Annotated in this window: 20 protein-coding genes; 3 read left to right on the top strand and 17 right to left on the bottom strand. The window is 64.9% G+C overall.

Annotated features, from left to right (window positions below):
• Nucleotides 1-8: 8 nt before the first annotated feature.
• From cysW to BLR77_RS24540, 10 genes are all read right to left on the bottom strand, one after another.
• Complete coding sequence (gene cysW / locus BLR77_RS24495; RefSeq protein ID WP_074682700.1) at nucleotides 9-836, bottom strand: sulfate ABC transporter permease subunit CysW; 828 nt, start codon at nucleotides 834-836, stop codon at nucleotides 9-11.
• The gene (cysT, locus tag BLR77_RS24500) at nucleotides 833-1,672 is read right to left on the bottom strand and encodes a sulfate ABC transporter permease subunit CysT (protein WP_074682702.1); all 840 of its coding nucleotides are present in this window, start codon (nucleotides 1,670-1,672) and stop codon (nucleotides 833-835) included. Before cysT ends, cysW begins: the two co-directional genes overlap by 4 nt.
• 278 nt (nucleotides 1,673-1,950) lie before the next feature.
• Nucleotides 1,951-2,967 (bottom strand): thiosulfate ABC transporter substrate-binding protein CysP, encoded by a 1,017-nt coding sequence (cysP, locus tag BLR77_RS24505; protein WP_074682704.1) that lies wholly within the window; start codon nucleotides 2,965-2,967, stop codon nucleotides 1,951-1,953.
• 174 nt (nucleotides 2,968-3,141) lie between these two features.
• The gene (locus tag BLR77_RS24510; RefSeq protein ID WP_003242436.1) at nucleotides 3,142-3,357 is read right to left on the bottom strand and encodes a TOBE domain-containing protein; all 216 of its coding nucleotides are present in this window, start codon (nucleotides 3,355-3,357) and stop codon (nucleotides 3,142-3,144) included.
• An 88-nt stretch (nucleotides 3,358-3,445) separates the two neighbouring features.
• Entirely contained in the window at nucleotides 3,446-4,246 is an 801-nt protein-coding gene (gene ssuB / locus BLR77_RS24515; protein WP_074682706.1) for an aliphatic sulfonates ABC transporter ATP-binding protein, read from the bottom strand.
• Nucleotides 4,243-5,037 (bottom strand): aliphatic sulfonate ABC transporter permease SsuC, encoded by a 795-nt coding sequence (ssuC, locus tag BLR77_RS24520; RefSeq protein WP_074682708.1) that lies wholly within the window; start codon nucleotides 5,035-5,037, stop codon nucleotides 4,243-4,245. The genes ssuB and ssuC overlap by 4 nt, the downstream gene beginning before the upstream one ends.
• A 223-nt stretch (nucleotides 5,038-5,260) precedes the next feature.
• Nucleotides 5,261-6,409: an FMNH2-dependent alkanesulfonate monooxygenase gene (ssuD, locus tag BLR77_RS24525; protein WP_074682710.1), complete on the bottom strand. Its 1,149-nt coding sequence runs from the start codon at nucleotides 6,407-6,409 to the stop codon at nucleotides 5,261-5,263.
• A gap of 58 nt (nucleotides 6,410-6,467) precedes the next feature.
• Nucleotides 6,468-7,433: a sulfonate ABC transporter substrate-binding protein gene (locus BLR77_RS24530; protein ID WP_074682712.1), complete on the bottom strand. Its 966-nt coding sequence runs from the start codon at nucleotides 7,431-7,433 to the stop codon at nucleotides 6,468-6,470.
• A gap of 83 nt (nucleotides 7,434-7,516) precedes the next feature.
• Nucleotides 7,517-8,110, bottom strand: coding sequence for an NADPH-dependent FMN reductase (gene ssuE / locus BLR77_RS24535; protein ID WP_074682714.1), 594 nt, complete (start codon nucleotides 8,108-8,110; stop codon nucleotides 7,517-7,519).
• 9 nt (nucleotides 8,111-8,119) lie between these two features.
• Entirely contained in the window at nucleotides 8,120-8,758 is a 639-nt protein-coding gene (locus tag BLR77_RS24540) for a peroxiredoxin (RefSeq protein ID WP_074682716.1), read from the bottom strand.
• A gap of 117 nt (nucleotides 8,759-8,875) precedes the next feature.
• Between BLR77_RS24540 and BLR77_RS24545 the strand changes: the two genes are divergently transcribed.
• Complete coding sequence (locus tag BLR77_RS24545; protein ID WP_074682718.1) at nucleotides 8,876-9,331, top strand: GNAT family N-acetyltransferase; 456 nt, start codon at nucleotides 8,876-8,878, stop codon at nucleotides 9,329-9,331.
• On the opposite strand, the gene BLR77_RS24550 is transcribed toward BLR77_RS24545, so the two are convergent.
• From BLR77_RS24550 to chrA, 7 genes are all read right to left on the bottom strand, one after another.
• The gene (locus BLR77_RS24550) at nucleotides 9,328-10,020 is read right to left on the bottom strand and encodes a response regulator (RefSeq protein WP_074682720.1); all 693 of its coding nucleotides are present in this window, start codon (nucleotides 10,018-10,020) and stop codon (nucleotides 9,328-9,330) included. The genes BLR77_RS24545 and BLR77_RS24550 overlap by 4 nt on opposite strands.
• Nucleotides 10,020-12,671 carry a sensor histidine kinase gene (locus tag BLR77_RS24555; RefSeq protein WP_074682722.1) on the bottom strand — a complete coding sequence of 884 codons (2,652 nt, stop codon included), beginning with the start codon at nucleotides 12,669-12,671 and terminating at the stop codon, nucleotides 10,020-10,022. Before BLR77_RS24555 ends, BLR77_RS24550 begins: the two co-directional genes overlap by 1 nt.
• Before the next feature lie 10 nt (nucleotides 12,672-12,681).
• Nucleotides 12,682-13,239, bottom strand: coding sequence for a potassium-transporting ATPase subunit KdpC (gene kdpC / locus BLR77_RS24560; protein ID WP_074682724.1), 558 nt, complete (start codon nucleotides 13,237-13,239; stop codon nucleotides 12,682-12,684).
• Between the two features lie 121 nt (nucleotides 13,240-13,360).
• Nucleotides 13,361-15,418: a potassium-transporting ATPase subunit KdpB gene (kdpB, locus tag BLR77_RS24565; RefSeq protein ID WP_074682726.1), complete on the bottom strand. Its 2,058-nt coding sequence runs from the start codon at nucleotides 15,416-15,418 to the stop codon at nucleotides 13,361-13,363.
• Nucleotides 15,419-15,431: 13 nt separating this feature from the next.
• A complete protein-coding gene (kdpA, locus tag BLR77_RS24570) occupies nucleotides 15,432-17,120 on the bottom strand; it encodes a potassium-transporting ATPase subunit KdpA (protein ID WP_074682728.1) in 1,689 nt (562 codons plus the stop codon).
• 10 nt (nucleotides 17,121-17,130) lie between these two features.
• Nucleotides 17,131-17,220, bottom strand: coding sequence for a K(+)-transporting ATPase subunit F (gene kdpF / locus BLR77_RS24575; protein WP_017676012.1), 90 nt, complete (start codon nucleotides 17,218-17,220; stop codon nucleotides 17,131-17,133).
• Between the two features lie 343 nt (nucleotides 17,221-17,563).
• Complete coding sequence (chrA, locus tag BLR77_RS24580) at nucleotides 17,564-18,898, bottom strand: chromate efflux transporter (protein ID WP_074682730.1); 1,335 nt, start codon at nucleotides 18,896-18,898, stop codon at nucleotides 17,564-17,566.
• A gap of 672 nt (nucleotides 18,899-19,570) precedes the next feature.
• Here chrA and BLR77_RS24585 point away from each other — a divergent pair.
• Nucleotides 19,571-19,915 carry a hypothetical protein gene (locus BLR77_RS24585; protein WP_238380625.1) on the top strand — a complete coding sequence of 115 codons (345 nt, stop codon included), beginning with the start codon at nucleotides 19,571-19,573 and terminating at the stop codon, nucleotides 19,913-19,915.
• Between the two features lie 100 nt (nucleotides 19,916-20,015).
• Nucleotides 20,016-20,328 (top strand): hypothetical protein (locus BLR77_RS25765; protein ID WP_238380626.1); only part of this gene is annotated, 313 nt, incomplete at its 3' end.

Below are 20,328 nucleotides of genomic sequence, written 5' to 3' on the forward strand. Positions count from 1 at the left end.
CACCCTGATCAGGCCTCGGCGCGCTGCATCAGGCGGCGCTGGCGCCACTCCATGAAGGTTTTCAGGAACAGGGTCAGCAACGCCATGCACGCCAGCAGGCCGGCGGCAGTGAAGGCCGCAGCGGGTTTGTAATCGTTGTTGAGCTGGTCGACCAACAGCGGCAGGGTCAGGGTCTGGTTGATGATGCTGCCGGAGACCACCGACACCGCGCCGAACTCACCGACCGCACGGGCGTTGGTCACCACCACGCCATACAGCAGCGCCCACTTGATCTTCGGCAGGCTGATGCGGCGGAAGATCTGCCAACCGCTAGCGCCCAGGCACATGGCGGCGGTTTCCTCGTCCTGACCCTGGGCCTGCATCACCGGAATCAGGATGCGCGCCACGTAGGGCGCGGTGACGAACACGGTGACCATGACGATGCCCGGCCAGGCGAACATCAGCTGCATGCCGTTATCGTAGAACCAGCGGCCAATGAAACTCTCCAGGCCGTAAACCACCAGGTAGCAGAGGCCAGCGACCACCGGCGACACCGCATAGGGAATGTCGATCAGGGTGGTCAGCAGCTTGCGCCCACGGAAGTCGTAGTGGGTCACGCACCAGGCCAGGCAGATGCCGAAGCACAGGTTCAGCGGCACGGTGATCACCGCGACCAGCAGGGTCAGGCCGATGGCGTGGAGCATGTAGTCTTCGTTCAGATTGCTCCACAGCAGGTCGAGCCCGCCAGCCAGCGCCTTGCTGAAGATCAGCGCCAGCGGCACCAGCAGAATCAGCGCCACCATGGCCAAACCGAGAACTACCAGCGCCCATTGGCGCCAACCTTGGGGCTTTTTCATCGACCTTGCCGTTGCCATGCGAACAGACGCCCCTGCACGACCTGCAGGAGAAACAGAAGAACCAGTGAGGCAAGCAGGATCACCGAAGCGATAGCCGCCGCTGCCGGGTAGTTGAACTCCTGCAGACGGACGAAAATCATCAGCGAGCTGACTTCCGTCTGGTAGGGAATGTTGCCGGCGATCATGATCACCGCACCGAATTCACCGAGGCTGCGAATGAACGCCTGTGAGCCACCGGTGACCAGTGCTGGCGCCAGGGTCGGCAGGATCACCTTGCGGAAGGTCTGCACGCGGCTGGCACCGAGGGTGCGCGCGGCCTCTTCGTACTCCGCGCCGAGATCCTGCAGCACCGGCTGCACGGTGCGCACCACGAAGGGAATGCTGGTGAACACCATGGCCACGATGATGCCGGCGTAGGCGTAGGCCACCTTGAAGCCCAGCCACTGGCCGATCCAGCCATTGGGCACCAGCAGCGCGGCGAGGGTCAGACCGGCGACCGAGGTCGGCAGGGCGAAGGGCAGGTCGACCAACGCATCGACGATGCGCCGGCCGGGGAAGTCGTAACGGGTGATGATCCAGGCCAGCAGCAGGCCGATCACCAGCACCGCCAGGGTCGAGTAGAGCGCGGCAGAGATGGTCACCTTGTAGGTCTGCACCACGCGCGGATCGCTGATGGCGAACCAGTACTGGCCCCAGGTCATGTCGCTGACGTACAGCAGCAGCGCCGACAGCGGCAGCAGGATCACCAGCGAGAGATACAGCACGCTGACGCCGAAGCTCAGGCCGAAACCGGGCAGCAGCGGAGTCTGCAGGAAGAACAGCGTCGGTTTACTCACGAAAAGCTCGGCTCTACAAATGCAGTTGGCCGCCAATAAGGCGGCCAACGGACCAGAAACTCAATAGCCCACGACGAATACAGCCCATGTGAGATCTCGCGAGCTAGAGCCCTGCAAGGCAAAAACAGGCGAGGGAGCGGAGTGTACTTTTGTACATGAGCATTACTCACTCCGTTCGCCCCTACGGGGCCGCACTTAAAGTGCGTTAGCCGCAAGCGGCTTTCCGAGCCTGTTTTTAACGCCGCAGGGCCGACGCGCAGCAGATCGTTGACGAGCGCTCAGCGGCCGGAGGCTAGAAGCTGGTCAAGAATACCACCGTTGTCGAAATGCTTGGCGGTGATCTCGTCCCAGGTGCCCAGCACCTCGGTCGGGTTGATCAGGCGTACCGGAGCGAACTGCGCCTTGGTCGCCTCGACCACTTCCGGGTTGTGCACGCGGTAGTTGTAGCGGGTCAGCAGTTGCTGAATGTCCTTGCTGTACTGGAAGTCGAGGAAGGCCTTGGCCTGCTCGCGGGTGCCGCGCTCGTCGGCCACCTTGTCGACGATGGCCACCGGGAATTCGGCCAGCACGCTGACCTCCGGCACCACGATGTCCAGCTTGGCGGATTTGAATTCCTCGCCGTTGGCGATATTGATCACTTCCGATTCGAAGGTCAGCAGCACATCGCCCTGGCCGTTCTGGGCGAAGGCGACGGTGGCGCCACGGCCGCCGGTGGGGAAGTTCTCGACGTTCTTCAGCAGCTTGCCGACGAAGGCCTTGACCTTCTCCTGGTCGCCGTTGAATTTCTCGTTGGCGAACAGCCAGGCACCCAGGTAGCTGTAACGGGCGTTACCGGAGGTTTTCGGGTTGGGGAATACCAGCTTCACGTCATCGCGAATCAGGTCGTCCCAGCTCTTGATGTTCTTCGGGTTGCCTTCGCGCACCAGGAAGGCGGTGGTGCTGTAGTACGGCGAGCTGTTGTTGGGGAACTGCTCGGCCCAGTCCTCGCGCAGCAGCTTGCGCTTGGCCAGGATGTCCACGTCGGTTACCTGGTTGAAGGTGACCACGTCGACCTTCTTGCCCTGGATGATGTCCTGCGCCTGGCGCGAGGTACCGGCGAAGGACTGGATGATCTTCACCTCCTTGCCGCTCTGCTGCTTCCAGTGCTCGACGAACAGCGGATTGATCTCGCCGAACAGCTCACGGGCGATGTCGTAGGAGGCGTTGTGGAATGGGGTATCGGCAGCGGCATGGCTCAGCGAGCCAGTCAGCAGGGTGGCGCTGGCCACGGTGGCCAGAACGATCTTCTTCAGCATCTAAGGCGTCCTTATCGAGAGAGGAGCCTGCAGGCAGGCTATTTGATGGCGCGATTTTGCAGAAAAATCATATAGCTGAAAAATATCTTTTTATTTACCACTTATAACCAGACTGCCTTTTCTTTCCAAAGGCCATGCAGCCCCCGTCTCCGAGGGCTGGGCGGCGCCGAGCACCTACAACTTGGCGATGGACACTTCGGTAGATTTGACGAAGGCGATCACTTCACTGCCAACCTGCAGTTCCAGCTCGCGCACGGAACGGGTGGTGATTACAGAAGTAACGATGCCGGCGGCGGTCTGCACATCGATTTCCGAGAGCACGTCGCCGATGACGATTTCCTTGATGCTGCCCTTGAACTGGTTACGCACGTTGATGGCTTTGATGGTCATGGTGTTTCTCCTGATGGTCCACTGATGTAGCCCGGATGAAATCCGGGGAAATTGCATAACCGCTCCCGGATGGCATCCGGCTACGGCCTCACAGTGCCCAACGCAATTGCGTGGGCAGGGGTGATACGGGTTCAGGTGGCGTCGGCAACTGCGGCTGCGCCAGCACGCGGTCGAGCACGCGTGCTTCCAGCGCCGCCAGCAGCGGCGAGCCATGTGGGCGCGGGCGAATCAGTTGCACGTCGAGGTCGAGGCCGATCTGGCCGTCCTCGATCAGGATCACCCGGTCCGCTACGGCCACCGCTTCGGCGACGTCGTGGGTGACCAACAGCACGGTGAAGCCATGCTGCTGCCACAGGCGCTCGATCAAGCGCTGCATCTCGATGCGGGTCAGCGCATCCAGCGCGCCCAGCGGCTCGTCGAGCAGCAGCAGGCGCGGGCGATGGATCAGCGCTCGGGCCAGAGCCACGCGCTGCTTCTGCCCGCCGGACAGTGCTGCCGGCCACTCATGGGCACGATCCGCCAGGCCGACCGCCGCCAACGCTTCCTCGGCCTGTTTGCGCCAGTTGCCAGAAAGCCCCAGGCCAACGTTGTCGATCACCCGCTTCCAGGGCAGCAGGCGCGAGTCCTGAAACATCAGGCGGATGTCATCGCGCACCGCGTTGAGCGGACCACTGCCGGCCAGCAGCTGACCGCCGCTAGGTTGATCCAGCCCGGCCAGCAGGCGCAGCAAGGTGCTCTTGCCGCAACCGCTGCGGCCGACCACGGCGACGAACTGGCCAACGGGAATGTGCAGGTCAACGCCCTTGAGCACCTGGCGCTCGCCGAAGGCTTTCTCGATCTTCTCGATGGCAAGGGGGATGCCCCGACGAATGTTATGCAGCGCTGTCATTGCCCACCTGCCTTGGCCTGATAGGCCGGGTGCCAGCGCAGCCAGACGCGTTCGAGACCACGGGCGGCGACATCGGCCAGCTTGCCGAGCACCGCATAGAGCAGGATCGCCAGCACCACCACGTCGGTCTGCAGGAACTCACGGGCGTTCATCGCCAGGTAGCCGATACCGGCGCTGGCCGAGATGGTCTCGGCGACGATCAGGGTCAGCCACATGAAACCGAGGGCGAAACGCACGCCGACCAGGATCGACGGCAGCGCACCGGGCAGGATCACCTGACGGAACAGCGAGAACCCGGACAAGCCATAGCTGCGCGCCATCTCCACCAGCGCCGGGTCGACGTTGCGGATGCCGTGGTAGGTGTTGAGGTAGATGGGAAACAGCGTGCCGAGCGCGACCAGGAACACCTTGGCTGCCTCATCGATGCCGAACCAGAGGATCACCAGCGGGATCAGCGCCAGGTGCGGCACGTTACGGATCATCTGCACCGAGCTGTCGAGAAAGCGCTCGCCCCATTTCGACAGACCGGTGATAAAGCCCAGCAGCAGGCCGATACCGCCGCCGATGGCGAAGCCGATCCCGGCACGCTGGCCACTGATCGCCAAATGCCGCCAGATCTCGCCGGAGGCCAGCAGGTCCCAGCCGGCGGCGAGCACGGCGCTGGGTGCGGGCAGGATGCGGCTGGACAGCCAGCCGCTGGCCACCGCCAGTTGCCAGGCGGCCAGCAGCCCCAGCGGCAAGGCCCAGGGCGCGGCGCGCAGGGCCAGTTTGTTAAGGGTCGTGTTGCGCATTTTTTGCCTCGAAGAGTCCTGTTTACTCGAACCTGTGCTCCCGGATTTCATCCGGGCTACAACCCCCCTCTCCCCCATCAATGGGAGAGCCGGAGGAACATCGATCCGTAGGGTGCGCCATGCGCACCAATGAGACCGCAGTCCATCGCGGTGCGCGCAGCGCACCCTACGATTCAGTCCGTAGCCCGGATGCAATGCGGGGCAACCAGTGACTGCACCACCCTCAACTCGCCGAAGCCGCCTTCGGCAGAATGTCGCTGGAGATCATTTCGCCGAACGGGCTGACATAACCGCGACTTTCCGGACGCGCAGGCGCGGCCACGTCCAGGTGCGGGAACAGCAGCTCGGCGACCCGGTACGACTCTTCCAGGTGCGGGTAGCCAGAGAAGATGAAGGTGTCGATGCCCAGCTCCGCATATTCCTTGACCCGCGCCGCCACCGTCGGGCCATCGCCCACCAGCGCGGTGCCGGCGCCGCCGCGCACCAGGCCGACACCGGCCCAGAGGTTCGGCGACACTTCCAGGTTGTCGGTCTTGCCGCCGTGCAGGGCGGCCATGCGCTGCTGACCGACCGAGTCGAAGCGCGCCAGCGAGGCTTGGGCACGGTCGATGGTGTCCTGGTCCAGATGGCTGATCAGGCGATCTGCCGCCGCCCAGGCCTCCTCATCGGTCTCGCGCACGATCACGTGCAGGCGAATGCCGAAGCGTACTTGGCGGCCCTGCGCAGCAGCCTTCTCACGCACCTGGGCGATCTTCTCGGCCACGGCAGCCGGCGGTTCGCCCCAGGTCAGGTACAGCTCGACCTGCTCGGCGGCCAGATCCTGGGCTGCGTCGGACGAGCCACCGAAATACAGCGGCGGACGCGGCTGCTGGATCGGCGGGTAGAGTAGCTTGGCGCCCTTCACCTGGATGTGCTTGCCGGCGTAGTCGACGGTTTCGCCCTCCAGCACGCGGCGCCAGATGCGGGTGAATTCGACGGAAGCCTCGTAACGCTCGGCATGCGACAGGTGCAGACCGTCACCGGCCAGCTCGTCCGGATCGCCGCCGGTCACCAGATTGAACAGCGCACGGCCGTTCGACAGGCGATCCAAAGTCGCCGCCTGGCGCGCAGCCACGGTCGGCGAAATGATCCCCGGACGCAGGGCGACGAGAAACTTCAGATTCTGCGTGAGCGGGATCAGCGAGGCCGCCACCAGCCAGGAGTCCTCGCAGGAGCGCCCGGTGGGAATCAGCACACCGCCGTAGCCGAGGCGATCAGCGGCCTGGGCTACCTGGACCAGGTAGCCGTGGTCGACGGCGCGCGCGCCTTCGGCGGTGCCCAGGTACTTGCCATCACCATGGGTAGGCAGGAACCAGAAGATATTGAGGCTCATGCAGTGGTCTCCTTTTGCGAAAGCGTTGACGTAGCCCGAATGCAATCCGGCCTACGGGTTACTGGGCCTGGGCGACCTTGGCCGGCTGCCGCCAGATCACCTCGGCAATGCTCAGGCGCTTGGGGATCAGCTTCAGATCACTGAAGGTGTCGGCGATCTTCTGCTGTGCACTCGCCACTTCCGGGGTGATCAGCTGCGCGCCGTAGCTCTGCCGCTCAACCGCAGCACGGGTGATCTCGGGGGACAGCCCCAGTAGCGGTGCGACCTGGGCGGTGACCTCGTCGACGTTGGCGCGAGTCCACTCGCCGGTCTTGCGAATCTCGTCCACCAGAGCGACCACTACCTCGGGGTGCTTTTCGGCGAAGGGACGCGCGGCCAGATAGAACTGGTGGTTGCTCACCAGACCCTGGCCGTCGCGCAGGGTACGGGCCTGCAGCTGCTGTTCGGCGGCTGCCTGGAAGGGGTCCCAGATCACCCAGGCATCGACGCTGCCACGCTCGAAGGCAGCGCGGGCATCGGCGGGCGGCAGGTACACGGGGGTGATGTCGGTGATGCTCAGGCCGGCTTCCTCCAGCGCGCGCACCAGCAGGTAATGCACGTTGGAGCCCTTGTTCAGGGCGACCTTCTTGCCCTTGAGTTCGGCCACGGAGGTGATCGGCGAATCCTTGGGCAGCAGGATCGCCTCGCTGAGCGGCGCTGGCGGCTCGAAGGCCACGTAGAGCAGATCGGCGCCGGCTGCCTGGGCGAATACCGGCGGCGTCTCGCCCGTGGTGCCGAAGTCGATGGAGCCGACGTTGAGCCCTTCGAGCAGCTGCGGGCCGGCGGGAAACTCGGTCCATTGCACCTCGATACCCTTTTCGGCCAGGCGTTTTTCCAGCGCGCCGCTGGATTTGAGCAGCACCAGGGTGCCGTATTTCTGATAGCCGATACGCAGCGTCTCGGCTTGAGCGTGAGTGATGGCGCCGAAGGAAATGGCCGCGGCAAACAGGGCGACCAGGCTTCGACGCAAAGTAATGGTGCGCATGGCGCTCTCCCTTTGCGGTGATGTCTTGGTTGGCTACCTGCTTGCCCGTTGGCGGGCGAGTAAGGCGGGGTGTTACAGATGGATCAGATGCTCCAGCGGGCGTTTACCAGCCGGTCGTTGAGCAGGTTCGGGTCGATCGGCTGCGGCCGTCGCGCCAGGGCTGCGCCCAGTTGTTCCAGCGCCTCGTCGAGGCGTGCGCGCAGCTCGTCGTCGATCTGCACGGGCCTGTCCCCTTCCGGGTAGGCGATCTGCTTGTCCACGGCGAACACGCCGGAGAGCATTTCCTGAGCCTTCAGTGCGGCCAGCACCGGCTTGAGCGCGTAGTCCACCGCCAGCAGGTGCGCCGGGCTGCCACCACTGGCCAGTGGCAATACCACCTTGTGTGCCAGGGCACGCTCGGGCAGCAGGTCCAGCAGTACCTTCAGCGCACCGGTGAACGACGCCTTGTACACAGGCGTGCCGACCACCAGGCCATCGGCGCTGGCCACCACAGCCTGCAGCTGCTGCACCGCCGGGCTGTCGAAGCGGGCATGCAGCAGATCCTCAGCGGGAAAGTCGCGCACCCGCAGCAGGCTCACTTCCACCTGCTGCACTTCCAGACGCTGGCGTACATGGTCCAGCAGCACTTCGGTACGCGAACGCGCCGCAGGACTGCCGGAGAGCAATACGACATGCATGCTCGATCCTTACTTGTTGGGCTGTGGCGTTAGACGCAGATAGGGCTTCACGGCGCGATAACCTTTGGGGAAACGCTGGGCGATTTCGGCTTCGTCTTTCAGCGACGGCACGATCACCACCTCTTCACCGTCCTGCCAGTTGGCCGGCGTGGCCACCTTGTAGTTGTCGGTCAGTTGCAGCGAATCGACCACGCGCAGGATTTCATTGAAGTTGCGCCCGGTACTGGCCGGATAGGTGATGGTCAGGCGCACCTTCTTGTTCGGGTCGATGACGAACAGCGAACGCACGGTCAGGGTGTCGTTGGCGTTCGGGTGGATCAGGTCGTAGAGATCGGACACCTTGCGGTCGGCATCGGCGATGATCGGGAAGTTGACCGCGGTGTTCTGCGTCTCGTTGATGTCGTCGATCCATTTCAGGTGCGAGTCCACCGGGTCGACCGACAGGGCGATGGCCTTGACGCCGCGCTTGGCGAATTCATCCTTGAGCTTGGCGGTGAAGCCCAGTTCGGTGGTGCACACCGGCGTGAAGTCAGCCGGGTGGGAGAAGAGGATGCCCCAGCTGTCGCCCAGCCACTCGTGGAATCGAATGCGGCCTTCACTGGAATCCTGTTCGAAGTCAGGGGCGATGTCGCCCAGACGGATGCTCATGATCGTGCTCCTTGGCAGTAGCTTGCGTGGTGCTCACTATGCTCAGGAACCAATCGAAACAAAAAGAATAAATAATGATTTATTTATAACCAAAAATTCATTCAAGGAAGGTTCATCATGACCATCCCAAGCCTGCACAAGGTTCCCAGCGAACAGGCGCCGATGGCGCTGCTGCTGGAAGCCGACCCCAGCGCCGCCATCATTGCCCGCTATCTGCAGGATGGCCATTGCGTGGTCGCACGCCTGGACGAGGCAATCGTCGGCGTCTACGTGATCAAGGCCCTGAGCGCCGAGACCTGGGAGTTGATGAATATCGCCGTGGCGCCCGAGCGGCAGGGCCAGGGCATCGGCGCCCTGCTGCTACGTCACGCCATCGACCAGGCCCGGCAGCTCGGGGCGCAGCGCCTGGAGCTGGGCACCGGCAGCTTCGGCCACCAGTTGACCTTCTACCAGCGCGCCGGCTTTCGCGTGGTGGCGGTGGAGCCGGATTACTTCCTGCAGCACTACCCCGAACCGCTGTTCGAGAATGGCCTGCAGCATCGGGATCGTTTGCGCCTGGCGCTGGAGCTTTAGGCAGGCTCGCGCAGACGATAGCCCACCCCCGCTTCGGTGATCAGGTAGCGCGGCGCGGCCGGGTCGTCGCCGAGCTTCTGCCGCAGGTGGCCGACCACCACGCGCAGGTAGTGGCTGTCGCCGATGTGGCTGGGGCCCCAGATTTCGCGCAGCAGCTGCTGCTGGGTCACCACCCTGCCGAGATGTTGGCCGAGCAGCGCCAGCACGGCGTACTCCTTGGGCGTCAGGGCGACCTCACTGCCGTCGACAGTGACGCGGCGGTAGGCCAGGTCGATGTTCAGCGCGCCACAGGCGATGCTCGCCGGCAGCGCTTCGCGGCCCTGCCCCTGGCGCAGCAGCACGCGCACCCGGGCGAGAAATTCCTGAATGCCGAACGGCTTGGTCACGTAATCGTTGGCACCGCCATCCAGCGCCAGCACCTTCTCGCCCTCGCTGGCGCGCACCGAGAGCACCAGCACCGGCACCTGGCTCCATTCGCGCAGGCCGCGCAGCACCTGCTGGCCATCGAGGTCGGGCAGGCCGAGGTCGAGCACCACCACATCCGGGTTGTGCAGCGCCGCCTGGGCCAGGCCTTCTTCGCCATTCGCCGCCTCCAGCACCCGGTAGTCCTGGGCGCTGAGGGCGATGCGCAGGAACTTGCGAATCTGCGCTTCGTCGTCGATCAGCAGAATGCTTGGCCCCTGACTCATCAGTCCTCCTCGGCGGCTTGCGGTTGCGCGGTCAATGGCAGGTGCAGGGTCAGGCTGGCGCCACGGCCGTCGAGGCCCTCGCCAACCGTGACGCGACCGCCGTGGGCACCGACCATGCCCTGGCAGATCGCCAGGCCCAGGCCGGTGCCCTGGCCGCCGCGATCCCCTCGCGCTGCGGTATAGAACATGTCGAAGATCTTCGCCCGTTCCGCCTCGGGAATGCCAGGGCCCTGATCGGCGACGACGAAGCGCAGCTCCTGCGCGTCGTACTCCAGCGCCACACGCAGACGGCCAGCGGGCGGAGAGAAGCGCGCGGCGTTCTCCAGTACGTTGACCAGCGCCTGCTCGATCAGCGCCGCATGCACGTGCAGCAGCGGCGGCTCCGGCGGCAGCACGCATTCGACCTGCAGCGGCGCGAGCACCGCGCGCAGGCGTTGCAGGGCGCTGGCGACGATGTCGCTGGGCGCCACCCAGTCGCGCGCCAGTTTGAGCCCGCCATGGCCGAGGCGGGTCATGTCGAGCAGGTTCTGGATATAGCGATCAAGGCGTTCGGCCTCGTCGCGGGTGCCTTCGAGCAGTTCACGACGATCAGCCATGGGGATCGACTCACCCAGCGCCAGCAGGCTGTCGATGGAGCCGCGCATGGCGGTCAGCGGCGTGCGCAGGTCGTGCGAGACCGAGGCCAGCAACGCGCTACGCAGCTCCTCGGTCTGCCCGTGCAGGCGCGCCGCCTCCAGCTCCTCGGCCAGTTGCGCACGGGCCAGAGCCTGCGCCAGCGGCTGGCCAAGGGCAGCGACCAGGCGCCGCCGCTCGTCCGCCAGCGGCGTGCCGTCGGCGCTCTGCAGGCCGATCAGCAGCAGCGGCCCCTCCTCCGCGCACAGCGGCCACCACCACCAATGGCTGGCGGGCAGGGTATCGGTGCCGAGGCCCGCCGGCTGCTCGTGCTGCCAGGCCCAGTCGGCGGCCGCGCGCTCGGCGTCGGGCAGCTCGGCGTGCAGGCCCCCTTCATGGCGCCATTGCCCATCAGCGCTGCGTGACAGCAGGGTCAATTGCATGCCCGCCCAGCCACCCAGTTGCTGCTCGGCCACGGCCAGCACGGCCTGACGGTCGGCGGCGATGGTGAGCTTGCGCGACAACTCGAGCAGCGCCGTGGTCTCGCCCTGCGCCTGACGCAGCACCTGTACCTGGCGCCGCTGGCGGCTGGCCAGGTTGCCGGTCAGGCCGGCCATGAGCAGGAAGAACAGCAGGGTCAGCACGTCCTCCTGACGCTGGATTTGCATGGTCAGGGTCGGCGGAATGAACAGGAAGTTGTAGGCCAGGAACGACAGCCCCGAGCACGCCAGCGCCGGCCCCAGGCTGCTGCGCACCGCCACCAGCAGCACGGCAGCGAGGAACACCAGGGAGATGTTCGGCAACTCCAGCACCCGCGCCAGGCCGAGGGAGATCAGCGTGGCGCAGGCAGTTGCCAGTGTGGCCAGCAGGTAGTCACGCCAGCGCGGCGCGATACGCGCGCGCCGACCAGCCTGTGGCTGATCACCCGCCGCATCCAGCACGCTCACCTCCAGCCCGGCCCCGGCGGCCAGCAGACGCTCGCCGAGGCCGCGACCGAACCAGCGTCGGCGCAGACGCCGCGTGCTGCTGCCGACCAGAATGAGGCTGGCGCGGCGTTCGCGGGCGTGGTCGAGCAGCGTGCGCGCCACCGAGTCGCCATGCAGCGTCACCACCTCGCCGCCAAGGCGCTCGGCCAGGCGCAGCGCGGCTTGCAGACGGCCGCGCTGTTCCTCGTCCATGGCCCGGCGGCCGTCCACATGCACCACCGACCAGGGCAGATGACGACGCTCGGCCACCCGGCAGGCGTGGCGCACCAGGCGCTCGGCCTCGCCGTCGCCGTCCACCCCCACCAGCAGGCGCCCGAGCACGCTGGGCGCGGCCTGGCCGAGCTGGCGATAGCGCTGGTCGAGATCGGCATCGACCCGCGCGGCGGCAGTCTGCATGGCCAGCTCGCGCAGCGCGGTGAGGTTGGTCGGCGAGAAAAAGGCGTCGATGGCCGCACGCGCCTGCTCGGGCATGTACACCTTGCCGTCGCGCAGGCGTTCGAGCAGCTCGCGCGGCGGCAGGTCGACCAGCTGGATCTCGTCGGCTTCCTGCAGCACCCAGTCCGGCACCGTCTCGCGCACCTGCACGCCGGTGATGTCGCGCACGCGGTCGTTGAGGCTTTCCAGGTGCTGGACGTTGACCGTGGTGTAGACGTCGATGCCGGCAGCGAGCAGCTCCTGCACGTCCTGCCAGCGCTTGGCGTGGCGGCTGCCGGGGGCGTTGCTGTGCGCCAGCTCGTCGACCAGCGCCAGTTTGGGCGGGTCGGCGAGCAGACCGTCGAGGTCCATCTCGCTGAGTTCCAGACCGCGATACGGCAGGCGCAACGCTGGCTGCTGTGGCAGACCCAGCAGCAGCGCCTCGGTCTCGCTGCGGCCGTGGCTTTCCACCACCCCGGCGCGCAGCAACATGCCCTGGCGCAGTTGTGCGTGAGCAGCCTGGAGCATGGCGTAGGTCTTGCCCACGCCAGGCGCCGCGCCGAGAAACACCTTGAGCCGGCCACGTCCCTCGCGGGGCAGGTCGGCGAGCAGCGCTTCGGCGCGCAGGCTGTCGTTCATGGCAATCCCGTCATTGAGTCGTGAAGCGCGGATTGTCGACCAGCGCCAGGTTCAGGGCCAGCACATTGACCACTGCCGGACCGAACAGCGGGCGCTCGGTGTGCGCCTCGACCAGGCGCAGCAACTGCACTTCCGGCAGGCCACGGGCCTGGGCGATGCGCGACACCTGCCAGGCGGCCGCCTCGGGCGACAAGTGCGGGTCGAGGCCGCTGCCCGAGGTGGTCGCCAGTTGCATCGGCAGCGGCGCCTGGCCGTTCAGGTTGGCACTGGCCTGCTCGATGCGGGTGTGCAGTTCCGGGTTGCTGGCCGCCAGGTTGCTGGCACCACTGGCCACGGTGGCGTAGTCACCAGCCGAGGGGCGCGACTGAAACCACTGATCACCATCGAAGGCCTGGGCGATCAGGCGGCTGCCGCGCACCTCGCCGGTGTCGTCGCGTACCAGGCTGCCGGCGGCCTGATCGGGAAAAGCCAGGTGCGCCACACCGGTGACGGTCAAGGGGTAGGCGACCCCGAGCAGCAGGGTCATGCAGGCCAGCGTGGTGATGGCGGGGCGAATATGTTCGAACATGATCAATCTCCGGTATCGATTCGTTGCTTGTGTAGGAGCGAATTCATTCGCGATTGTCTTGGCATCGTGCCCGACCATTTCGCGGATGAATCCGCTCCTACAGCACCTTCAGACAACACTGTTAAACCCAGCCCAACCCCACCAGCAGCAGGTCGAGCAGCTTGATCCCGACGAAAGGCGCGAGCAGCCCGCCGAGGCCGTAGATCAGCAGGTTGCGCCGCAGCAACTGGCCGGCGTCCAGTGCGGGAATACGCACGCCGCGCAGCGCCAGCGGGATCAGCGCAACGATGATCAGGGCGTTGAACACGATGGCCGAGAGGATCGCGCTCTGCGGGCTGTGCAACTGCATCAGGTTGAGCGCACCGAGTTGCGGGTGGATGCCGGCGAACAACGCCGGGAGGATGGCGAAGTACTTGGCCACGTCGTTGGCCACCGAGAAGGTGGTCAGCGCGCCGCGCGTCACCAGCAGTTCCTTGCCCACCTGCACCACGTCGATCAGCTTGGTCGGGTCGCTGTCCAGGTCGACCAGGTTGGCGGCCTCGCGGGCGGCCTGGGTGCCGTCGTTCATGGCCAGGCCGACGTCGGCCTGGGCCAGTGCCGGGGCATCGTTGGCGCCATCGCCGCACATCGCCACCAGCTTGCCTTCGGCCTGCTCGGCGCGGATGCGCGCCAGCTTCTTCTCCGGCGTGGCCTCGGCGATCACGTCGTCAACCCCCGCCTCGGCGGCGATGGCAGCGGCGGTCAGCGGATTGTCGCCGGTCACCATGACGGTGCGGATGCCCATGGCCCGCAGCTCGGCGAAGCGCTCGCGAATGCCCGGCTTGACCACGTCCTTGAGGTGGATGGCGCCGAGCAGACGCCCGGCCCCGGCCACCAGCAGCGGCGTGCCGCCACTCTGGGCAATCTTCTCCACCTCGCGCGCCAGCGGCGCCGGCAACTCGTCACGGCCGAGGCCGAGGTAGGCCAGCACGGCGTCCACCGCGCCCTTGCGATAGGCCACGCCGTTTACGTCGGCACCGGACAAGCGCGTCTCGGCGCTGAAGGCGATCAGCGTCATACCGTCCCGGCTGGGCACGTCCATCGGGTGCAGCGACGCCAGGTATTCGACGATGGACTTGCCCTCGGGCGTGTCGTCGCCCTGCGAGGCCAGTAGCGCCGCCTCGGCCAGCTCCGGCGTGGCGACGCCCGGCGCCTTGACCATGGCGCTGCAACGGCGGTTGCCGAAGGTGATGGTGCCGGTCTTGTCCAGCAGCAGGGTGTGCACGTCGCCGGCGGCCTCCACGGCGCGGCCGGACTTGGCGATGACGTTGAGGCGCACCAGGCGGTCCATGCCGGCGATGCCGATGGCCGAGAGCAGACCACCGATGGTGGTCGGGATCAGCGTCACCAGCAGCGCCGCCAGGTAGATCAGCGGCAGGTCGCCGCCTGCAAAACGGGCGAACGGCTGCAGCGTGGCCACCACCAGCAGGAAGATCAGGGTCAGGCCGATCAGCAGGATATCCAGCGCTACCTCGTTGGGCGTCTTCTGCCGGCGCGCGCCTTCGACCAGGGCGATCATACGATCAAGGGTGGACTCGCCGGGGTTGGCGCTGATGCGCACCAGCAGCCAGTCCGACACCAGCCGGGTGTTGCCGGTGACGGCCGAGCGGTCACCGCCGGACTCGCGAATAACCGGCGCAGATTCACCGGTAATCGCCGCCTCGTTGACCGCCGCGACACCTTCGATCACCTCGCCGTCACCGGGGATCAGCTCACCGGCCTCGACCCGCACCACGTCGCCCTTGCGCAGGCTGCTGGCCGGCACGGACTGGAACTGCGCACCGACCTGCTTGCGCGCCATCAGGCCCTGACTGCCGGACTTGAGGCTGTCGGCGCGGGCCTTGCCACGGCCCTCGGCCAGGGCCTCGGCGAAGTTGGCGAAGAGCACGGTGAACCACAGCCACAGGGCGATCTGCACGCCCAGGGCGGTGCTCACCGCAGGGTTGGGGACAAAGCACAGCACGCTGGTGACCAGCGCCGTCAGCTCGACCACCAGCATCACCGGCGAGCGCACCAGCTGGCGCGGGTCGAGCTTGACGAAGGCCTGCTTGAGGGCCGGGCGCCACAACGAGCTCAGACCGGTTTGCGCGGGGCCATTGGATGATTTGGCGCTGCGTTGCGCCGTTACGGGGGCATTCATCACGGTTTCTCCTTCAGAACGCCAGGTATTCGGCCAGCGGGCCCAGGGCCAGCGCCGGCATGAAGGTCAGGCCACCCACCAGGAGGATGGTCAACGTCAGCAGCACCACGAACAGCGGCCCATGGGTGGGGAAGCTGTTCTGCCCCAACGGCGCACTGCGTTTGGCCGCCAGGCTGCCGGCAATCGCCAGCACCGGCAGAATGAAGCCGAAGCGCCCAAGCAGCATGGCCAGGCCGATCATCAGATCGTGGTAGGTCGTGTCGGCGCCAAAGCCGGCGAAGGCCGAACCGTTGTTACCTGTGCCGGAGCCGTAGGCATACAGCACCTGGGTGAAACCATGCGGGCCGGGGTTGCCGATGGACGCCGCCGGCCCGGGGAAACTCACCGCCAGTGCGCCGAGCACCAGCACACCGACCGGCATCACCAGCAGCGTGGCGACCAGCAGGCGTACCTCGCGCGCCTCCAGCTTCTTGCCCAGGTAGGCCGGCGTGCGACCGATCATCAACCCGGCGAGGAATACTGCGACCAGCACGAACAACAACATGCCGTAGAGGCCCGCGCCGACGCCGCCGAAGACGATCTCACCGAGCAGCATGTTGACCAGCGGCACCAGCCCGCCGATAGCACTGAAGCTGTCGTGCATGGCGTTCACCGAACCGTTGGACGCCGCCGTGGTGGTGGTCGCCCAGAGCGCCGAGGCGAAGCTGCCGAAGCGCGCCTCCTTACCCTCAAGCGAGCCGACCTGCTCGATGGGCAGCCCCGCCAGCGCCGGGTTCGGCTGCAGCTCCGCCCAGGCACAGATACCCAGGCCGATGACGAACAGCAGCAGCATGCTAGCCAGGATCGCCCGGCTCTGGCGCAAATCACGCACGTAGTGGCCGAAGGTGAACACCAGCGCCGCCGGGATCAGCAGGATCGATGCCAGCTCCAGCAGGTTGCTCAGCGCCGTGGGGTTCTCGAACGGATGCGCCGAGTTGACGCCGAAGAAGCCGCCGCCGTTGGTACCCAGTTGCTTGATGGCGATCTGGCTGGCCGCCGGTCCCATCGGCAGGCTCTGCTCGCTGCCCTGCAGCGTGGTGGCCGAGATGTAGTCGCTGAAGTTCTGCGGCACGCCCTGCCACACCAGCAGCACGGCAAGCACCAGGCAAAGCGGCAACAGGCCGTAGAGCACGGCGCGGGTGATATCCACCCAGAAGTTGCCCAGGCGGTCGCTGGACTGCCGCGCCAAACCCCGGCACAGCACCACCAGCACCGCCAGGCCCACCGCCGGGCTGACGAAGTTCTGCACGCCGAGGCCGAGCATCTGGCTGAAGTAACTGAGCTGCGCCTCGCCGCTGTAGGCCTGCCAGTTGGTGTTGGTGACGAAACTCACCGCCGTGTTGAACGCCAGCGGCAGGCTCATCCCCGCCACCTGCTGCGGGTTGAGCGGCAAGGCGCCCTGCAGCAGCAGAATGCTCATCAGCGCCAACAGGCAGACCAGGCTGAAGGCCAGCAGCGCCAGGGCGTAGCCGCGCCAGCTTTGCTCACGTTCCGGGTCGACGCCGGCCACGCGGTAGCACAGGCGCTCCACCGGCAGCAGCACAGGGCTGAGCCAGGTGCGCTGGCCCTCCATCACACGATAGAAGTAGCGTCCGAGAAAAGGTGCTGGCGCCAGCACCAGCAGGAAGAAGGCTGCCAGCAGCAGCCAGTCGTTATCATGCATGGCCGTCTCCTCAACCACGCCCGGCGGTGAGCAGGGCCACCAGCAGGTAGGCGAAGAGGCCGACCACCAGGATCAGCGACACACCATCGATTGCGTTCATGTTCAAAGCTCCACGATGCGGGAAGTCCGCTCGCGAGCATTGTCGAAAGGCTGGCCGTAAAGATTCGATTGGCGCCCCGCCGCCGGGGCGTAAAGAAAGCGTATTGATGCAGTGGGGCCGGCCTGTGGGAGGCGCTTCAGCGGCGACTTATCCAAGCCTCGCGGCTGTGACTACATGGATGCAGGAGGTAGAGCGAAGCAGGATGCCCGAGCCGAAAGCCCTCCCACAAAAGCCCTAGCAGCGCGCACCCGTAGGGTGGGTTAGCGGCGCAGAACACAGCTCCAACAACCGCGCCCCCACCTCAAGCGCCGCGTAACTCACCAGCCGACCGCAAGCCAAACACTCAAACCAACAGATGCACCACCAAGCCCACCACGGCGCAACCGATGATGGTCTCGATCACTCCACGCTTGAACATGAACAGGGCCAGCGCCGCCCCGCTGGCGATCAGCGCCGACACCCAATCGAACGTACCAGCGAAGCCCTCGGGCCAAAGCACGTGATAACCGAAGAACAACGCCAGGTTGAGGATCACCCCGACCACGGCGGCGGTGATGCCGGTCAGCGGCGCGGTGAACTTCAGTTCGCCGTGGGTCGACTCCACCAGCGGCCCGCCGGCGAGGATGAACAGGAACGACGGCAGGAAGGTAAACCAGGTGACCAGCACCGCCGCCAACGCACCGGCAGCGAAAGCCGAATCGCCGCCGAGCAAGGGCTGAGCGTAGGCGCCAACGAACGCGACGAAAGCCACCACCATGATCAGCGGCCCCGGCGTGGTCTCGCCCAGTGCCAGGCCATCGATCATCTGCGTCGGCGTCAGCCAGCCGTAGTGCCCCACCGCGCCCTGATACACATAGGGCAGCACCGCATAGGCGCCACCAAAGGTCAGCAGCGCCGCCTTGGTGAAGAACCAACCCATCTGCGTCAGCGTGCCCTGCCAACCGAACGCCAGGGTCAGCAGGCCCATGGGCAACAGCCAGAGCACCGCGCCAAGCAGCAGAATCAACGCCAGGCGACCGGAACGAAAATGCGTATGCGCCAGACGCGTATCGTCATCGATCAAGGCTGGCGCATGCGTCCCGCCCTTCTCGCCATGGCCACCACCGACCGCGAAGTGCTGCGGCGCCCGCCGCCCGCCGATGTACCCCACCAGCGCGGCACCCAGCACGATCAGCGGGAACGGCAACTGCAACGCGAAAATGGCAACGAAGGCCGCCGCCGCGATGGCCCACAACCAGGCGTTCTTCAACACCCGCCCGCCGATACGCCAGGCCGCCTGCACCACGATGGCCGTGACCGCCGGCTTGATGCCATAGAAGATCCCGGCCACCAGCGGCACGTCGCCGAATACCAGATAGACCCAGGACAGCACGACCAGGATCAGCAGCGACGGCAGCACGAACAGCGCCCCGGCGATCACCCCGCCCCAGGTGCGGTGCATCAGCCAGCCGATATAAGTGGCCAACTGCTGCGCCTCCGGCCCCGGCAGCAACATGCAGTAGTTCAGCGCATGCAGAAAACGCCGCTCGGACAGCCAGCGGCGCTTCTCCACCAACTCCTGATGCATGATCGAAATCTGCCCCGCCGGCCCACCGAAACTGATCAGCCCCAGCTTCAGCCAGAACCAGAAGGCCTGCAACAAACTGACCGGGGCGGGACGTTCAGGCGAATCGGACATCGGAGTGCTCCAGCGGCTGATAAATCGACCGGCCACTATAGCCACGAAACATGACAACCGCACGACATCGAACGAAAAACCAACAGCCCCGCGCAGCCCTTGCCCCACCTGGGCTGGAAGAGTTTTCCCGCATCTTATCCACAGCACTTTCCCCAGATTCTGTGCACGACACCCGGCAACACACTCCAGCCCTGTCCTACTGTTCAAAACCCGAGCCAAGTGATTGATTAAAAGCGATATTCCACCTGGCAATAACGCCAGCAAAGCGTCATTGGGCAAAAACTGAACGGTCTTGTGAGACCCGCTTGAATGCTAGGTGCAGAGGGCTTTTGCAAAGGTTATCCACAGCGCTGTTAACAGAAATTGTGGGTGGGTTTGGGAAGGTCTTGATCGCCGTTTCTCCAGTGGGAAATACCCCACATGGCATTTCGCCCGCGACGCATGGACAGCGCAGCGGTGGATGGAATAGGTTCTGGCTTGGTTCTGTTGGTGCAGTGATCCAGCAGGGTGGCTTGCTGTCATCCATGTCGCGTTTCTCCCTAGGTGCTGTCGCGTTTCACGCGACCACCCTCAAGCGAAACAAGGACTTGCAGGACGATTAGGAAGGTTATGCGACAGGTGTCGCGTGGAAACGCGACATGAATGTCGCCTAATTAATAGTTAGGTGCAAACATGGCCAAGTACGCTGTTTATTCAAGAGACGAAGTAGTTGGCTACTCCGAACTCGAGAGCGGCGATCCACCTATGGGGGTGGCGTTCGGTACTTTCACGCCATCAAATGCTTACATCACGATTCAACGTGAGTGCATCACAAACCACGCTAATCAATCTGCGCTCAAACTTTCTGTTCGTAGCGAAGCAGGCGTAGTCATTCAGTGCTCTGGGGTAAGCATACTCGACTACTCTGCTGAAGCTGACTCATCGCTTATAGAGGTCAATGTCCTTGGCATTCCATCCGCCCTCTATGAAAAACTGTTTCCCGAGCACGTTATTGCATATGCCCGCCAATTCAACTAGGTTCTGTGCAGCACCTAACTAGTGGTTCAAATCGTTCGCTTCGCTCACTGGGACGGGCTAAAGCCCGCCCCTTAACCAAACGTTAGGTGCACTACAAAATATGAAATCTCTATTCAGGTATATAGTGGCGATATCAACAGCATTTTTTGTAGCGCTTTGGCTACTGCCGTTTTTCGATTACCTGTGGTTATCTCCAGATGAACTTGATTTAGCCGCAGCAGCCGGCTTCGGCTCATATATCCCAAGTCACATCGCAATCTACTGGTCTCTTTTCATTGCATGGCTCGCCACCTCAATTGGCTTGTTCTTCTTTTCTCCTATTGCACGAAAATCGTTTTTCATACTACTGATTGTAACGGCTATAGCTAGCTTCTTTTCGGGATTTTCTGTTATGACACCGCTAAGTGCCGGCA

This window comes from Ectopseudomonas alcaliphila, assembly GCF_900101755.1.
GTDB classification, from domain to species: domain Bacteria; phylum Pseudomonadota; class Gammaproteobacteria; order Pseudomonadales; family Pseudomonadaceae; genus Aquipseudomonas; species Aquipseudomonas alcaliphila.

Excerpts from the sequence above, each read along its gene's own strand:
- cysW (WP_074682700.1), bottom strand. The coding sequence starts at position 836 with ATGAAAAAGCCCCAAGGTTGGCGCCAATGGGCGCTGGTAGTTCTCGGT.
- cysP (WP_074682704.1), bottom strand. The coding sequence starts at position 2,967 with ATGCTGAAGAAGATCGTTCTGGCCACCGTGGCCAGCGCCACCCTGCTG.
- BLR77_RS24510 (WP_003242436.1), bottom strand. The coding sequence starts at position 3,357 with ATGACCATCAAAGCCATCAACGTGCGTAACCAGTTCAAGGGCAGCATC.
- ssuB (WP_074682706.1), bottom strand. The coding sequence starts at position 4,246 with ATGACAGCGCTGCATAACATTCGTCGGGGCATCCCCCTTGCCATCGAG.
- ssuC (WP_074682708.1), bottom strand. The coding sequence starts at position 5,037 with ATGCGCAACACGACCCTTAACAAACTGGCCCTGCGCGCCGCGCCCTGG.
- ssuD (WP_074682710.1), bottom strand. The coding sequence starts at position 6,409 with ATGAGCCTCAATATCTTCTGGTTCCTGCCTACCCATGGTGATGGCAAG.
- BLR77_RS24530 (WP_074682712.1), bottom strand. The coding sequence starts at position 7,433 with ATGCGCACCATTACTTTGCGTCGAAGCCTGGTCGCCCTGTTTGCCGCG.
- ssuE (WP_074682714.1), bottom strand. The coding sequence starts at position 8,110 with ATGCATGTCGTATTGCTCTCCGGCAGTCCTGCGGCGCGTTCGCGTACC.
- BLR77_RS24540 (WP_074682716.1), bottom strand. The coding sequence starts at position 8,758 with ATGAGCATCCGTCTGGGCGACATCGCCCCTGACTTCGAACAGGATTCC.
- BLR77_RS24545 (WP_074682718.1), top strand. The coding sequence starts at position 8,876 with ATGACCATCCCAAGCCTGCACAAGGTTCCCAGCGAACAGGCGCCGATG.
- BLR77_RS24550 (WP_074682720.1), bottom strand. The coding sequence starts at position 10,020 with ATGAGTCAGGGGCCAAGCATTCTGCTGATCGACGACGAAGCGCAGATT.
- BLR77_RS24555 (WP_074682722.1), bottom strand. The coding sequence starts at position 12,671 with ATGAACGACAGCCTGCGCGCCGAAGCGCTGCTCGCCGACCTGCCCCGC.
- kdpC (WP_074682724.1), bottom strand. The coding sequence starts at position 13,239 with ATGTTCGAACATATTCGCCCCGCCATCACCACGCTGGCCTGCATGACC.
- kdpB (WP_074682726.1), bottom strand. The coding sequence starts at position 15,418 with ATGAATGCCCCCGTAACGGCGCAACGCAGCGCCAAATCATCCAATGGC.
- kdpA (WP_074682728.1), bottom strand. The coding sequence starts at position 17,120 with ATGCATGATAACGACTGGCTGCTGCTGGCAGCCTTCTTCCTGCTGGTG.
- kdpF (WP_017676012.1), bottom strand. The coding sequence starts at position 17,220 with ATGAACGCAATCGATGGTGTGTCGCTGATCCTGGTGGTCGGCCTCTTC.
- chrA (WP_074682730.1), bottom strand. The coding sequence starts at position 18,898 with ATGTCCGATTCGCCTGAACGTCCCGCCCCGGTCAGTTTGTTGCAGGCC.
- BLR77_RS24585 (WP_238380625.1), top strand. The coding sequence starts at position 19,571 with ATGGCCAAGTACGCTGTTTATTCAAGAGACGAAGTAGTTGGCTACTCC.